Annotated in this window: 10 protein-coding genes; 7 read left to right on the top strand and 3 right to left on the bottom strand. The window is 71.3% G+C overall.

What is annotated here, in order from left to right:
- From treS to glgB, 3 genes are all read left to right on the top strand, one after another.
- The coding region (treS, locus tag ABD207_RS31040) for a maltose alpha-D-glucosyltransferase (RefSeq protein WP_344016643.1) at positions 1–1,334 on the top strand (1,334 nt) is incomplete at its 5' end.
- A gap of 135 nt (positions 1,335–1,469) precedes the next feature.
- Complete coding sequence (locus ABD207_RS31035; protein WP_344016641.1) at positions 1,470–2,882, top strand: maltokinase N-terminal cap-like domain-containing protein; 1,413 nt, start codon at positions 1,470–1,472, stop codon at positions 2,880–2,882.
- Between the two features lie 30 nt (positions 2,883–2,912).
- Complete coding sequence (gene glgB / locus ABD207_RS31030) at positions 2,913–5,528, top strand: 1,4-alpha-glucan branching enzyme (RefSeq protein WP_344016639.1); 2,616 nt, start codon at positions 2,913–2,915, stop codon at positions 5,526–5,528.
- Positions 5,529–5,620: 92 nt separating this feature from the next.
- Here the strand turns inward: glgB and ABD207_RS31025 are convergent, their stop codons facing one another.
- Together ABD207_RS31025 and ABD207_RS31020 are read right to left on the bottom strand one after the other, a co-directional pair.
- Positions 5,621–7,849, bottom strand: coding sequence for a HelD family protein (locus ABD207_RS31025; protein ID WP_344016645.1), 2,229 nt, complete (start codon positions 7,847–7,849; stop codon positions 5,621–5,623).
- A gap of 250 nt (positions 7,850–8,099) precedes the next feature.
- Complete coding sequence (locus ABD207_RS31020) at positions 8,100–9,494, bottom strand: cation:dicarboxylate symporter family transporter (protein WP_344016638.1); 1,395 nt, start codon at positions 9,492–9,494, stop codon at positions 8,100–8,102.
- Positions 9,495–9,656: 162 nt separating this feature from the next.
- Between ABD207_RS31020 and ABD207_RS31015 the strand changes: the two genes are divergently transcribed.
- Positions 9,657–11,291: a sensor histidine kinase gene (locus tag ABD207_RS31015; RefSeq protein ID WP_344016637.1), complete on the top strand. Its 1,635-nt coding sequence runs from the start codon at positions 9,657–9,659 to the stop codon at positions 11,289–11,291.
- Complete coding sequence (locus ABD207_RS31010) at positions 11,288–11,971, top strand: response regulator (RefSeq protein WP_344016636.1); 684 nt, start codon at positions 11,288–11,290, stop codon at positions 11,969–11,971. Before ABD207_RS31015 ends, ABD207_RS31010 begins: the two co-directional genes overlap by 4 nt.
- Positions 11,972–12,228: 257 nt before the next feature.
- On the opposite strand, the gene ABD207_RS31005 is transcribed toward ABD207_RS31010, so the two are convergent.
- Positions 12,229–12,795: a hypothetical protein gene (locus tag ABD207_RS31005; RefSeq protein WP_344016635.1), complete on the bottom strand. Its 567-nt coding sequence runs from the start codon at positions 12,793–12,795 to the stop codon at positions 12,229–12,231.
- A 170-nt stretch (positions 12,796–12,965) separates the two neighbouring features.
- Between ABD207_RS31005 and ABD207_RS31000 the strand changes: the two genes are divergently transcribed.
- Together ABD207_RS31000 and ABD207_RS30995 are read left to right on the top strand one after the other, a co-directional pair.
- On the top strand, positions 12,966–14,342 hold the full coding sequence (locus ABD207_RS31000; RefSeq protein WP_344016634.1) for an extracellular solute-binding protein: 1,377 nt from the start codon (positions 12,966–12,968) through the stop codon (positions 14,340–14,342).
- Between the two features lie 27 nt (positions 14,343–14,369).
- Positions 14,370–15,323, top strand: coding sequence for a carbohydrate ABC transporter permease (locus tag ABD207_RS30995; protein ID WP_344016633.1), 954 nt, complete (start codon positions 14,370–14,372; stop codon positions 15,321–15,323).
- Positions 15,324–15,326: the final 3 nt, after the last annotated feature.

Genomic DNA, 15,326 nt, shown 5'->3' with positions numbered 1-15,326 from the left:
GCGACCAGCACCCGTGGTTCCAGGAGTCGCGCCGCGATCCCGACGGGCCCTACGGCGACTACTACGTGTGGGCCGACGACGACAAACAGTTCCAGGACGCCCGGATCATCTTCGTCGACACCGAGGCGTCGAACTGGACGTACGACCCGGTGCGCAAGCAGTACTACTGGCACCGCTTCTTCTCGCACCAGCCGGATCTCAACTACGACAACCCGGCGGTGCAGGAGGAGATGATCTCCGCACTGAAGTTCTGGCTGGATCTGGGCATCGACGGCTTCCGGCTGGACGCGGTGCCGTACCTGTACCAGAGGGAGGGCACCAACTGCGAGAACCTGCCGGAGACGCACGCCTTCCTGAAGCGGGTGCGCAAGGAGATCGACGCCCAGTACCCGGACAAGGTGCTGCTGGCGGAGGCCAACCAGTGGCCCGAGGACGTGGTCGACTACTTCGGTGACTACCGGGTGGGCGGCGACGAGTGCCACATGGCCTTCCATTTCCCGGTGATGCCGCGCATCTTCATGGCGGTGCGCCGCGAGTCCCGCTACCCGGTCTCGGAGATCCTCGCGAAGACGCCCGCGATCCCCTCGGGCTGCCAGTGGGGCATCTTCCTGCGCAACCACGACGAGCTGACCCTGGAGATGGTCACCGACGAGGAACGCGACTACATGTGGGCGGAGTACGCCAAGGACCCCCGCATGCGCGCCAACATCGGCATCCGCCGCCGCCTCGCCCCGCTGCTCGACAACGACCGCAACCAGATCGAGCTGTTCACCGCCCTGCTGCTCTCCCTGCCCGGCTCGCCGGTGATGTACTACGGCGACGAGATCGGCATGGGCGACAACATCTGGCTCGGCGACCGCGACGCGGTGCGCACCCCCATGCAGTGGACGCCGGACCGCAACGCGGGCTTCTCGTCGTGCGATCCGGGGCGGCTGTTCCTGCCGACGATCATGGACCCGGTCTACGGCTACCAGGTCACCAATGTCGAGGCGTCCATGGCCTCGCCGTCCTCGCTGCTGCACTGGACCCGCCGGATGATCGAGATCCGCAAGCAGAACGTGGCGTTCGGGCTCGGCACCTACACCGAGCTGCCCTCGTCCAACCCGGCGGTGCTGGCCTTCCTGCGCGAGTACGAGGACGACCTGGTGCTCTGCGTGAACAACTTCTCGCGTTTCGCGCAGCCGACCGAGCTGGATCTGAGCGCCTTCGAGGGCCGGCATCCGGTAGAGCTGTTCGGCGGTGTCCGCTTCCCGGCCATCGGGGAGCTGCCGTATCTGCTGACCCTCGGGGGTCACGGCTTCTACTGGTTCCGGCTCCGCAAGGACGCCGCGTAAAGCCTGTCGACGACGGGCCCGCACCCCGGGGCGGGGCGTTTCCTCCGCTCCGCCCGGGGCACGCATCAGTAACACCCCGCCCACCGGCGGCGCCCCCCCAGGGGCCCGCCGAACCAGGGGAAAGGACGCGACGCCATGTCGGAAGCCGTCACCCGCACCGTCACGACCCCGCCCGGCCTGCTTGCGTCACTCGATCCACTGCTGCGGGAGTGGCTGCCGCGGCAGCGGTGGTTCGCCGGCAAGGGCCGCCCGGTCACCGGGTTCACCCTGGTCCAGGCGACCGAGCTGCTGCCCGCCACCGCGAAACTGGGGCTGTACCACCTGCTGGTCCGCGCCCACCAGCCGCTGCTGCCGGGGCACGGCGGCGCCGAGACCCCCGGCGACTGCTACCAGCTGCTCATAGGCGTGCGCGAGGCGCTGCCGCCCCGGCTGGCGCCCGCGCTGATCGGTCATGTCAGTGAGGGGCCCCTGGCCGGACGGACGGTCTACGAGGCCCTGCACGACACCCGGCCCGCCGAACTGCTCCTGGAGGCGCTGCGCACCCAGGCCCGGATCGGCGGGCTTCGTTTTGAACGGGACCCGCACCAGGAGATACGCGGCGGCCTGGTGCCGCGCCTGATGACCGCCGAGCAGTCCAACTCCTCGGTCGTCTACGGCGATACATTCATTCTGAAACTGCTGCGCCGGATCGTGCCCGGGATCAACCCCGATCTGGAGCTGCCGCTGGCGCTGGCCCGCGCGGGCTGCACCCGGGTGCCCCCGCCCACGGCCTGGCTGATCGCGGACCCCGACGACGCGCCCGGGCCGGCCGCGGAACCGTATGTGCTGGCCGTGCTCCAGCCCTTCGTGCAGGGCGCCACGGACGGCTGGGAGCTGGCCCTGCGGGAGCTGGCCAAGGGCGAGGACTTCGTCGCCGAGGCGCGGGCGCTGGGGCGGGCCACCGCCGAGGTGCACACCGCGCTGGCCCGCGCCCTGCCGACCGTCACCCTGGGTCACACCCAGGTGCACGCGATGGTCGACGGCATGCGGGAGCGGCTGGAGGCCGCCGTCCAGGCGGTGCCGGTGCTGCGCCCGTACGCGGAGGGGCTGCGCTCGGCGTACTCGGCGCTGGACGAGCTGGCCGCGGAGGGACGCACCTGGACCGCGCAGCGGATACACGGCGATCTGCATCTCGGGCAGTGCCTGCGCTCCCCGGACGGCGACTGGTCACTGATCGACTTCGAGGGCGAACCCGCCCGCCCGCTGAGCGAGCGGCGCATGCCGCAGCCGGCGGTACGGGACGTGGCCGGCATGCTGCGCTCCTTCGACTACGCGGCACGCTCGGTGGACCCGCCGCAGCCCGAGTGGGCCGAGCACTGCCGGGCGGCGTACTGCTCCGGGTACGGGGAGGCCTCCGGGCGCGACCCGCGGACCGACCCGGTGCTGCTGCGCGCCTGCGAGACCGACAAGGCGGTCTACGAGGTCGTCTACGAGGCCCGCCACCGCCCCGAGTGGCTCGCCGTACCGCTGGCCGCGGTGCACCGGCTCACCGCGTCCGACCTGACCTGATCTCCCGCGCTCGCCCAGGAGGCTTCGCCCGTGATCCCCCGCCCCGAGTCCCACGAGACGCCCGAGCCGGCACCCCCGGCAGACGGGCCGGCGCCGTCCGCCGCGAAGAAGGCGACCGCCAAGAAGGCCGTGGCGAAGAAGGCCGTGGCGAAGAAGGCCGTGGCGAAGAAGGCCGCGGCGAAGAAGGCCGCGGCGAAGAAGGCCGCGGCGCAGACGGGGACGGCCAGGAAGGCCACCCCGAGGAAGGTGACCGAGAAGAAGGCGGCCGCCACGAAATCGGCACAGAAGTCGGCCCGGAAGGCCGTGGCGAAGAAGGCGGCGGCCAAGGACCCGGCGGCGAGCGCGGCAGCGTCACCACCGCTGTCTGCGTCGTCTGCGTCGTCTGCGTCGTCCGGATCATCGGCACCGTCGGCGTCGCCGGCGTCCGGGCAGCTCACGCCCCCCGAGATGGAGCTGGCCGTCTCCCCGGCAGTCGGCGGCGCGGACCGGGAGCGGCTGCTCAACGGCACGCATCACGCGCCGCACTCCGTGCTCGGGGCGCACCCGGTGCCCGGCGGTGTGGCCTTCCGTGTCCTCAAGCCGTACGCGCTGGGCGTGACCCTGCTCTCCGGCGGTGTCAGTGTCGAGCTGCACGACGACGGCGAGGGCTTCTTCTCCGGGATGCTGCCGCTGCGCGAGGTGCCCGCGTACCGCCTGCGGGTGCGGTACGAGGGGGCGGAGCTGGAGATCGAGGACGCGTACCGGTTCCTGCCCACGCTCGGTGAACTGGACCTGCATCTGATCGGCGAGGGCCGCCACGAGCAGCTGTGGACGGTGCTCGGCGCGCACCCCATGACCCACCAGGGCGTGAGCGGCACCCGCTTCTCGGTGTGGGCGCCGAACGCGCTCGGGGTACGGGTGGCCGGCTCCTTCAACTTCTGGGACGGCACCGCCTGCCCGATGCGCTCGCTGGGCTCCTCCGGGGTGTGGGAGCTGTTCCTGCCGGGCATCGGCGAGGGCGAGCTGTACAAGTTCGAGATCACCCGGCCCGACGGCTCGCGCACCCTGCGCGCCGATCCGCTGGCCCGCCGCACCGAGGTCCCCCCGGCCACCTCGTCCATGGTGACCTCCTCGCACCATGTGTGGAACGACCAGGAGTGGATGGAGCGCCGCGCCGAGGTGCCCGCGCACCGCGCGCCCTTCTCCGTGTACGAGGTACACCTGCCGTCCTGGCGCCCGGGCCTCACCTACCGGCAGCTCGCCGAGCAGCTCCCCGCTTACGTCAAGGATCTGGGCTTCACTCATGTCGAACTGATGCCGGTCGCCGAGCATCCTTTCGGCGGCTCCTGGGGCTACCAGGTCACCGGCTTCTACGCGCCCACCGCGCGGCTCGGCACGCCCGACGACTTCAAGTACCTGGTGGACGCGCTGCACCGGGCCGGCATCGGTGTGATCATGGACTGGGTGCCGGCTCACTTCCCGCGCGACGACTGGGCGCTGGCCGAGTTCGACGGGCGGCCGCTGTACGAGCACGAGGACCCGTTGCGGGCCGCGCACCCCGACTGGGGCACCCTGGAGTTCGACTTCGGGCGCCGCGAGGTGCGCAACTTCCTGGTGGCCAACGCCCTGTACTGGTGCGAGGAGTTCCACATCGACGGGCTGCGGGTGGACGCGGTCGCCTCGATGCTCTACCTCGACTACTCGCGCGAGCCGGGACAGTGGACGCCGAACGAGCACGGCGGCCGGGAGAACCTGGACGCGGTGGCGTTCCTGCAGGAGATGAACGCGACCGTCTACCGCAGGGTGCCCGGGGTCGTGACGATCGCGGAGGAGTCCACGGCCTGGGACGGCGTCACCCGGGCCACCCATCACAAGGGACCCAGCGGCTTCGGCGGGCTCGGCTTCGGCTTCAAGTGGAACATGGGCTGGATGCACGACTCGCTGCAGTACATGAGCCACGACCCGATCCACCGCCGCTACCACCACCCCGAGATGACGTTCTCGATGGTGTACGCCTACAGCGAGAACTACGTGCTGCCGATCTCGCACGACGAGGTGGTGCACGGCAAGAAGTCCCTGGTGTCGAAGATGCCGGGCGACTGGTGGCAGCAGCGCGCCAATCTCCGGGCCTACCTCGGCTTCATGTGGGCCCACCCCGGCAAGCAACTGCTGTTCATGGGGCAGGAGTTCGCGCAGGGCTCGGAGTGGTCGGAGACGCACGGCCCGGACTGGTGGCTGCTGGACCCGAACTACGGTGCCGAGGCCGACCACCGCGGCGTGCGCGAACTGGTCCGCGACCTCAACACCGTCTACCGCGGCACCCCGGCGCTGTGGCAGTGCGACACCGAGCCGTCCGGCTTCCGCTGGGTGACCGGCGACGCCGCCGAGGACAACATGCTGGCCTTCCTGCGCTACGACGACGCCGGCACCCCGCTGCTCGCGGTCTGCCACTTCGCCCCCGTGCTACGGGACGACTACCGCATCGGCGTCCCCGACGACATCCCCGCCTGGCACGAGACCCTGAACACCGACACGACCCGCTACGGCGGCAGCGGCGTCACCAACCCCGACCCGCTCAAACCGGAACCCCAGGGCTGGCACGGCTTCCCCGCCAGCATCCGCCTGACCCTGCCCCCGCTGGCGACGGTCTGGCTGCGCCCGGCCTGACCCCTTCGACCCGCGCGGGCGGGCCCCGTCATGAGCGGACCGGGCGGGGGCGGCCGGTGTGACCGCGACGCCCGCCCGGCCCGGCTTGCCCGTCAGGCCACGTCGACCAGGCCCTTCGGCAGGGGCTCGGTGTGGACGATGCCCAGGCGCTGGGTGGCGCGGGTCAGGGAGACGTAGAGGTCGCTGGTGCCGTATCTGCCGGGCTCCACGACCAGGACGGAGTCGAACTCCAGGCCCTTGGCCTGCTTCGGGTCGAGCAGCACGACCGTCCGGGTCAGGTCGGGCTCGGCGCCCGCCGTGAGGCCGTCCGTGCGGGCGGCGACGGTCCGGTGCAGTTCACGCGGGGCGATGACGGCCAGCCTGCCCTCCTCGGGGGTCAGCTCGCGCACCGCCTCGGCGACCGCGCCCGGCAGGTCGTCCACCGCCCGGATCCAGGGCTTCACACCGGTGCTGCGCACCGAGCTCGGCGGCTCGAAGGAGGGGTTCTCCGCGCGGACCACGGCCGCGGCGACCTCCATGATCTCGGCGGGGGTGCGGTAGTTGACGCCGAGCCGGGTGTGCTCCCAGCGGTCCTCGACGTAAGGCGCCAGGATGTCCTCCCAGGAGCCGACACCGCCCGCCTCCGAGGTCTGCGCCGGATCGCCGACCAGCGTCATCGACCGGGTCGGGATGCGCCGCATCAGCATCCGCCACGCCATCGGCGACAGCTCCTGCGCCTCGTCGACGATGATGTGCCCGAAGGCCCAGGTCCGGTCGGCGGCGGCGCGCTCCGCGGCGCTGCGGTGGTCCGCCTCTTCGTGCCGTTCCGCGAAGCGCTCCGCGTCGATGATGTCGTGCGCGGAGAGCACCTCGGAGGCCTCGGGGTCGTCCTCCTCCTTGTCCTCGAACTCGTAGGTCCGGGACGCGTAGGAGACGTCGAGCACGCCCTGCGCGTAGGCGATCTGCCGCAGCCGCTCCTGCTCGGCCCGCTCGCGCTCCAGGCGGTCGTCCTCGCCGAGCAGCTCCGCCGCCTCGTCGAGGAGCGGCACGTCGGAGACGGTCCAGTGCCGGGTGACCGGGCGGCGGACGGCGTCGGCGTCCTCGGGCGGCAGGAACTCGTCGGGTGCGGCGAGGAAGTCGGCGACCAGCTGCTGCGGCGTGAGCCGGGGCCAGAGCCGGTCGATGGCGGCCCACACCTCGGGGTTCTCGGCGAGTTCGTCGCGGATCTGGGTGATGTCGCTCGCGTCGAGCAGGTTGGAGCCGTCGAACGGGTCGGTGCCGATGCGTTCCGCGTACAGGTCGGTGAGGGTGTTGAGGATGTGGCCCTCGAAGTGCTCGCGGGCCGCGTTGTGCGGCAGCTTGGTGGCGCGGGTGCGTTCCCGGGCGACGTTCACCAGGCCGTCGTCGAGCATCAGGATGGAGCGGTCGTGCTCGATGGTGATGACCGGGTCGGGCAGCGACTGCCGGCTGCGGACGACCTCGGCGAGCACGTCGGCCATGTCGGCCCGGCCCTTCACCGCCGCCGCGCGAGGCGTGTCGGTGCGGGTGGCCTTCACACCGGGGAACAGCTCGCCGACGGTCGACAGCAGCACCCCGGTCTCGCCCAGGCTGGGCAGGACCTCGCCGATGTAGCCGAGGAAGGCCGGGTTGGGGCCGACGATCAGCACGGCGCGGCGGGCCAGCAGCTCGCGGTGCTCGTAGAGAAGGTAGGCGGCGCGGTGCAGGGCGACGGCGGTCTTGCCGGTACCGGGGCCGCCCTCGACGACCAGGACCCCGCGGTGCGGGGCGCGGATGATGCGGTCCTGGTCGGCCTGGATGGTGCGCACGATGTCGGCCATGCGGCCGGTGCGCGCGGAGTTGAGCGCGGCGAGCAGCACGGCGTCGCCGCTGGGGTCCTCGTGGCCGGTGCGGGTCTCGTCGCCGAGGTCGAGGATCTCGTCGTGCAGGGCGGTGACCCGGCGCCCCTCGGTGGAGATGTGCCGGCGGCGCCTGAGCCCCATCGGGGTGTGGCCGGTGGCCAGGTAGAAGGGGCGGGCGACCTCGGCGCGCCAGTCGATCAGGATGGGGGTGCGGTCGGCGTCGTCGGCGCGCAGGCCGATCCGGCCGATGTGGTGGGACTCCCCGGAGGCCAGGTCGATCCGGCCGAAGCACAGCGAGCCGTCCACCGCGTTGAGCGCGGCGAGCAGCCCGGAGCGCTCGGCGACCTGGATGTCCCGCTCCAGTCGGGCCTGCATGGGCGTGTGGCCCTGGGCGAGCGCGTCCGTGAGGGAGTCCTCGGTGACGCCCCTGAGGGCGTCCACGCGTGCGTACAGCCCGTCGATGAATTCCTGTTCGCGCCGCAATTCATCGTCCGGAAATTCGGTGTTTGACAATTCCGCTCCCGCCCGGATATACTGTGCTCACTGAACTTCTCCGCGACTTCTCCATAAGGAAGTCGCGAATCAATGAATATACGCAAGGAAAACCCCCGAGCGCAATTGCCCGGGGGTTTTCTTTTGTCACGGCGCGGACCAACCGAGGGGACACGGCCCGGGGTTCAGGCCCGGGCCGTGTCCCGTGTCGCGGTGAGGGTGGGGGTCGGTGAGGGCCGGCTCAGGCCTTCGCCAGCTCCTTCTCACCGCCGCCGGACTCCGGCAGATCCGCACCGTCCGCATCCGCGGTCGCGTCGGAGCCGTGGTCGTCCAGGAGGGTCTTCTCGTCGAAGGGCAGCCGGCCCGCCAGCACCTCGCCGACGCGCTCCTTGTCGATCTCCTTGGTCCAGGTGCCCACCAGCACCGTGGCGACCGCGTTGCCGGCGAAGTTGGTCAGGGCGCGGGCCTCGCTCATGAAGCGGTCGATGCCGACGATCAGGCCGATGCCGTCCACCAGGGCCGGCTTGTGCGACTGCAGACCGCCGGCCAGCGTCGCCAGGCCGGCGCCCGTGACGCCCGCCGCGCCCTTGGAGGCGACCAGCAGGAACAGCAGCAGCGGGATCTGCTCGCCGACCGACATCGGCGTGCCCATGGCGTCGGCGATGAACAGCGAGGCCATGGTCATGTAGATCATGGTGCCGTCGAGGTTGAAGGAGTAGCCGGTCGGGACGGTGATGCCGACCACCGGCTTGCTGACACCCAGGTGCTCCATCTTCGCGATCAGCCGCGGCAGCGCCGACTCGGACGAGGAGGTGGACAGGATCAGCAGGAACTCCCGGCCCAGGTACTTGAACAGGGTGAAGATGTTCAGGCCCGAGACGATCCGCAGCAGCGCGCCGAGCACCAGGAAGATGAACAGCACACAGGTGACGTAGAAGCCGAGCATCAGCACCGCGAGGCTCTTCAGCGCGTCCACGCCCGCCGAGCCGGTGACGGCGGCCATGGCGCCGAAGGCGCCGACCGGGGCCGCCCACATGATCATGGCGAGGATCCGGAAGACCAGCCGCTGGATGTGCTCGATCCCGCGCAGGACCGGCTGCCCGGCCTTGCCCATGGCCTGCAGGGCGAAGCCGCAGAGCAGGGCGATCAGCAGGGTCTGCAGCACCTCGCCCTGGGTGAAGGCGGACACGAGGGTGGTCGGGATGATGCCGAGCAGGAACTCGGTGGTGTCCTTGGCCTCCGCGTCGACCTGGGCGTGCCCGGTCTCCTTCACCGCCTCGGTGACGGCCAGCCCCGAGCCGGGCTCCAGGACGTTGCCGACGATCAGGCCGATGGCCAGCGCGACCAGCGACATCACCAGGAAGTAGAGCAACGCGATGCCGCCGACGGCGCCGACCTTGGCGGCCTTCCGCACGGAGCCGATGCCCAGCACGATGGTGCAGAAGATGATCGGCGAGATCATCATCTTGATGAGGTTGACGAACCCGGTGCCGATCGGCTTCAGCTCGACCGCGAAGTCCGGTGCGATCAGCCCGACCGCGATTCCGAGTGCGACCGCGATGATCACCGCGATGTAGAGGTAATGCGTGCGGTCCCGTTCGGCTGCGGGGGCCGTTCTCGGGGTGCTGGCGGCCACGGCTGCCCTCCTTGACGTCTTCGTCGGCGACACCGGCGTGCGGCTCACGTCCGGGGAATCATCCGGGGAACAGGGGATTGCCGTGACTATGGCGTGTCCTGTGAGTGCGGTCACCCTTCCGTTCATTTAGTTCACCGGGCCGGGCCCGTGCAGACTGGCGGCATGCGCATCCCCGTCCCCCGGCCCCGCAGCCTCGCGGGCCAGCTGTTCGCCGTGCAGGCCGTGCTCATCGCGGTCGTCGTGGCCGGGTACGCGCTGTTCGCCTACGTCAGCCACCGCGGCCAGGCCGAGGACGCGGCCGGCCGGCAGGCCACGGCGGTGGCCCGCTCGGTGGCCGACTCGCCGTCCGTGCGCGACGCCATCCGCAGCCCCGATCCCTCGGCCGGTCTGCAGCCGTATGCGCTGGCGGTGGTGCGGCACACCGACATCGACTTCGTCACGATCATGGATCCGCGGGGCATCCGCTGGACCCACCCGGACCCGGAGCAGATAGGGCGCCCCTTCATCGGCCACACGGCCCCGGCCCTGAAGGGCCGCACCTTCACCGAGACCTACACCGGCACGCTCGGCCCGTCCGTCCGCGCGGTCACCCCCATCCGGGACGGCGGCCGGATCGTGGGCCTGGTCAGCGCGGGCATCCGCGTGGAGGAGATCAGCCAGCGGGTCCAGGAGCAGCTCACGGCGCTGCTCGCGGTCGCGGCCGGCGCGCTCGGGCTGGGCGCCATCGGCACCTATGTGATCAACGCGCGGCTGCGCCGGCACACCCACGGCATGAACGCGACCGAGCTCAGCCGGATGCACGACTACCATCAGGCGGCGCTCCATGCCGTGCGCGAGGGGCTGCTGATGCTGGACGGGCAGTACAGGGTGGCGCTGATCAACGACGGCGGCCGGGAGCTGCTGGGCGTGGCGCCGGAGGTGGACGTGGTGGGCAGATCGGTGGCGGACCTGGGCCTGCCGGCCCCGCTGACGGGTGCGCTGCTGGCGTCCGAGCCCCGGGTGGACGAGGTGCACCTCACGGCGGACCGGGTGCTGGTGGTGAACACCTCCCCGGTGTCGGGCGGGGAGCGCCGCGGCACGGTGGTCACGCTGCGCGACGTGACCGAGCTGCAGTCGCTGATGGGCGAGCTGGACTCCGAGCGGGGCTTCACCCAGGCGCTGCGCTCCCAGGCGCACGAGGCGGCGAACCGGCTGCACACCGTGGTGTCGCTGATCGAGCTGGGGCGGTCCGAGGAGGCGGTGCGGTTCGCGACCGCCGAGCTGGAGCTGGCGCAGGCGCTCACCGACCAGGTGGTGGCGGCGGTGAGCGAGCCGGTGCTTGCGGCCCTGCTGCTGGGCAAGACGGCGCAGGCCAACGAGCGGGGCGTGGAGCTGGTGGTGTCGGAGGACAGCCGCCTGGACGACGGCCTGCTGCCGGACTCCCTCCCGCCGCGTGACCTGGTCACCATCCTCGGCAACCTGATCGACAACGCGGTGGACGCGGCGCAGGGCGGCGTCGGCCCCCGGGTGACGGTGACGGCGCTCACCGAGCGGGGCGAGGAGCTGGTGCTGCGGGTCTGCGACACCGGGCCGGGCGTGGACCCGGACCACGCGGAGGCGGTCTTCGAGCGGGGCTTCACCACCAAGCCCTCCGGCCCCGGCGGCCGGGGCCTGGGCCTCGCCCTGGTCCGCCAGGCGGTGAACCGCCACTCGGGCACCCTGACGGTGGGCCCGGCGCCGGAGGGCGGGGCGTGCTTCGAGGCGCGCCTGCCGCTGCGGGCGGCCTCCCCGGCCGCGGTCGCGGGGGGCGGGCCGTGACCGAGCAGCCCATCAGAGTCCTGGTCGTCGAGGACGACCCGGTCGCCGCCGACGCGCATGTGATGTACGTGGGCCGCGTGCCGGGCTTCGTCGCCGTCGGCAAGGCGCACACCGGCGGCGAGGCCCGCCGGATGCTGGAACGCACCCCCGTCGACCTGCTCCTGCTCGACCTGCACCTGCCCGATGTGCACGGCCTGCAGCTGGCCCGCTCGCTGCGCGCCGCCGGCCATCACGCCGACGTCATCGCGGTGACCTCGGCCCGCGACCTCGCGGTGGTGCGCGAGGGCGTGTCCCTCGGCGTCGTCCAGTACGTGCTGAAACCATTCACCTTCGCCACCCTCCGCGACCGCCTGGTCCGCTACGCCGAGTTCCACGCGGCCGTCGGCGAGGCCAGCGGCCAGGACGAGGTGGACCGCGCCCTCGCGGCCCTGCGGGCACCGGGCCCGGCCGCCCTGCCGAAGGGCCTGAGCGGCCCGACCCTGGAACGCGTGACCGGCGCGCTGCGCGGCGCCGAGGAGGGCCTCACCGCCACCGGGGTCGCCGAAGCGGTCGGCATCTCCCGCATCACCGCCCGCCGCTACCTGGAGCACCTGGTCGATGCGGGCCGGGCCCGCCGCAACCCCCAGTACGGCCAGGTGGGCCGGCCCGAACTGGTGTACCGCTGGGTACGCGGGAAGTGAGCCGGGGCGCCGCCGGTGCCCTGTTCCCTGTGCCGTCCAGGCACCCGGGGTGGGTGCTGGCCGGGGGTGGGTTTGCGCTAACGCCCGCTGAAGGGGTGCCGCTGCGCCCACCCGTGCCGCCCCAGGCGGCACGAATGGCCGCAGTTACGTGGGCGGGACCGGCTGCCCGCGGCGGGGCGGGCACGACTGCCTGCAGCGGGGCGGGCGTGGCGGCCCGCAGCTACGCCCGCCCGGCGGGAGGCCCGGGCCGCTGGGGGTCACTCCGGGTTCCGGCCGCCTCCGGTTTCGGCCGCCCTCGCGTACCACACCACCTGGGAGGCGAGACCTGCCACGGCGAGTGCCTCCAGTACCGACAGGGCGAGGAGGAGGCCGCCGGCGGCGCCGTCCGCCCAGTAGACGATCAGCGCCGCCAGCGGAACCGCGCAGAACGCCGTGAGGTCGATCAGGACCTGGACCGTCTTGCGGAAGCGGCGCCGGGGGTCGCGGCGGTGGGACGCCTCCCAGCCGAAGGTGGTGAAGTCGCCCGCGCCCGGGGCGAGACGGGCCAGACGGGGGCCCAGGTCGTCGCGCACATACAGCCCAATGGCGGTGATCTTCTCGTCGTTGACGAGGTAGGTCCAGCCGAGGACGACGCACACCGGCGGCAGCGCCACGAGCATCGCGGGCTGCTTCGCCTGGGCCGCGGCGGCGATCACGGCGGCGACGACCGCGAGGGTGACATAGAGCAGGTTGTCGCGGAAGCCGATCCTCGCCTTCTGCTCGTCCTTCACGCTCTGGTACTCGGCGAGCAGCAACTGCCCGACGGTGAGCTCCTGTTCCGCCACTCGAACATCCCCTCTCCCGGTCCCGGCCCGGGACGGCGGCGGGAGCTGACGTCCCGTCCGGTGCCGGCCCGCGATCGATTCCCCGCACACTCATTGACCTGACTAGACCACTCAACTTACGTTCGCCGGGCAGCCGTCCACGCGCCACGACGAAGTGCGCCCAGGAGGTCATGCCCGTGCGCCCCACCGCCGCCCTCCCCCACGTCATCGCCCTCACCCTGGCCGCCGCAGCGACCCTCACCGCCTGCGGCGGCGGCTCCGGCAGCGACCCGGACACGCTGAGGGTCTCCTTCAAGCAGTCCACGGACAACAACATCAAGGTGATGGACACCTACATCGCCGGCATCAAGAAGCAGTTCGAGAAGGAGCACCCCGGCAAGAAGGTCGAACTCGTCCCCATCAAGGCCCCGGACGCGGAGTACTACACCAAGCTGCAGCAGATGCTGCGCTCCCCCAAGACCGCGCCCGACCTGGTCTACGAGGACACCTTCCTCATCAACTCCGACATCACCAGCGGGTACTTGAAGCCGCTGGACCCCTACCTGAAGAAGTGGAAGGACTGGGGCCAGTTCATCGGCACCGCCAAGGCCGCCACCCGCGGTGAGGACGGCAAGACCTACGGCGTCCCGGACGGGACCGACACCCGCGGCCTGTGGTACAGCAAGGACATCTTCGCCAAGGCCGGCCTGCCCGATCACTGGCAGCCGAAGACCTGGGAGGACGTCCTGGACGCCGCCCGCACCATCAAGAAGAAGGTGCCGGACGTCATCCCGCTGAACGTGTACACCGGCAAGCCGGTCGGCGAGGCCGCCACCATGCAGACCTTCGAGATGCTGCTCTACGGCACCAACGACGGCACCTCGGACCCGCTGTACGACAAGAGCCGCAAGAAGTGGATCACCGCCGGGAAGGGCTTCGAGGACTCCCTCGCCTTCGTCGAGACGGTCTACAAGGAGAAGCTGGGGCCGGAGGTCTCCGACGCGCTCGACCCGAACGTCGGCACCCGGGTGCGCGGCGAGTGGCTGCCGCAGGGCAAGCTCGGCATCGCGCTGGACGGCTCCTGGCTGCCGCAGGACTGGCTGGAGGGCAGCGGGCACGAGTGGCCCGAGTGGTCGGAGGAGCTGGGGCTCGCCGCGATGCCGACCCAGAACGGGCAGGCCCCCGGCAAGGTGAGCATGTCCGGCGGCTGGGCCTGGTCGATCCCCGCCAAGGCCGCCAACCCCGATCTGGCCTTCGAGTTCATCAGGACCATGCAGACCAAGGCCAACGCCCAGAAGTGGTACATCGCCAACTCCGGCATCGCGGTGCGGGGGGACGTGGCGAGCGACCCCGAGTACGTCAAGGCGCAGCCCGGCATCAAGTTCTTCACCGACCTGGTGTCGAGCACCCACTACCGGCCCGCCTATCCGGCGTATCCGAAGGTGTCCACCGCCATCCAGGAGGCGATGGAGGGCGTGACCACGGGTGACATGTCGGTCCGGGAGGCCGCCCGCGGCTACGACGAGGCCCTGAAGGACGCCACCGACAACCAGGTCGTCGAGAAGTAGGACGAGAGGCAGCAACGGAACGAGCCCATGACCGCCGCCGCACCGCACACGGGCCCGGAACTCGCCAAGATCCCTCCGGGCCCGCCCGCACCCTCGCCCGCGCCCGCCTCCGCCCGCAGCGGACTGCGCGGTCTGCTGCCCCGCTTCCTGCCGCTGACCCCGGCGCTCGTCCTGCTGCTGCTCTTCCTGGCGGGGCCGATCGCGTACTGCGTGTTCATCGCCTTCACCGACCTGCAGCTCACCGGCCAGGCCGAGGAGTCGTTCACCGGCCTGGAGAACTTCCGCCGGGCGTTCGCGGACGACGAGTTCCTCAACGCCGTATGGCTGACGCTGGTGTTCACCGTGGTGTCGGCTCTGATCGGGCAGAACACCCTGGGGCTCACGCTGGCCGCGCTGATGCAGCGGGCGTCGAAGCCGGTGCGCACCCTGACCGGTGGCATCGTTGTCACCGCCTGGGTGCTGCCGGAGGTGGTGGCGGGCTTCCTGCTCTACGCCTTCTTCCGCCGGGAGGGCACGCTCAACGCCGTCCTGGACTGGCTCCATCTCCCCACCCAGAACTGGCTGTTCACGCTGCCGATCCTCGCCGTGTCCTTCGCCAATGTCTGGCGCGGCACCGCCTTCTCGATGCTGGTGTACTCGGCCGCGCTGAGCGAGATCCCGAGGGAGATCACCGAGGCGGCCGAGGTGGACGGCGCCGGCGGCTGGCGCCGGATGTGGCACATCACGCTGCCGATGATCCGCCGCTCCATCGGCACCACCCTGATGCTCAACACCCTGCAGACGCTGTCGGTGTTCGGGCTGATCTGGGTGATGACCCGGGGCGGGCCGGGCGGCCGGAGCCAGACGCTGCCGCTGTTCATGTACGAACAGGCCTTCCAGAACAGCCTGATCGGGTACGGCACGGCCGTGGCCCTGCTGCTTCTGCTGGTCGGCGCGCTGTTCTCGGCCGTGTACATGCGTCTGCTGCGGACGGAGGTCTGATCC

This window comes from Streptomyces thermospinosisporus (genome assembly GCF_039526425.1).
GTDB classification, from domain to species: Bacteria; Actinomycetota; Actinomycetes; order Streptomycetales; family Streptomycetaceae; genus Streptomyces; species Streptomyces thermocarboxydovorans.
The sequence above is the reverse complement of the archived record's forward strand: the minus strand, read 5'-3'. Positions and strand labels throughout refer to the sequence as shown.

What these genes read in the sequence shown, in the direction of transcription:
- ABD207_RS31035 (WP_344016641.1), top strand. Translation starts at nt 1,470, where the DNA reads ATGTCGGAAGCCGTCACCCGCACCGTCACGACCCCGCCCGGCCTGCTT.
- ABD207_RS31015 (WP_344016637.1), top strand. Translation starts at nt 9,657, where the DNA reads ATGCGCATCCCCGTCCCCCGGCCCCGCAGCCTCGCGGGCCAGCTGTTC.
- ABD207_RS30995 (WP_344016633.1), top strand. Translation starts at nt 14,370, where the DNA reads ATGACCGCCGCCGCACCGCACACGGGCCCGGAACTCGCCAAGATCCCT.
- ABD207_RS31000 (WP_344016634.1), top strand. Translation starts at nt 12,966, where the DNA reads ATGCCCGTGCGCCCCACCGCCGCCCTCCCCCACGTCATCGCCCTCACC.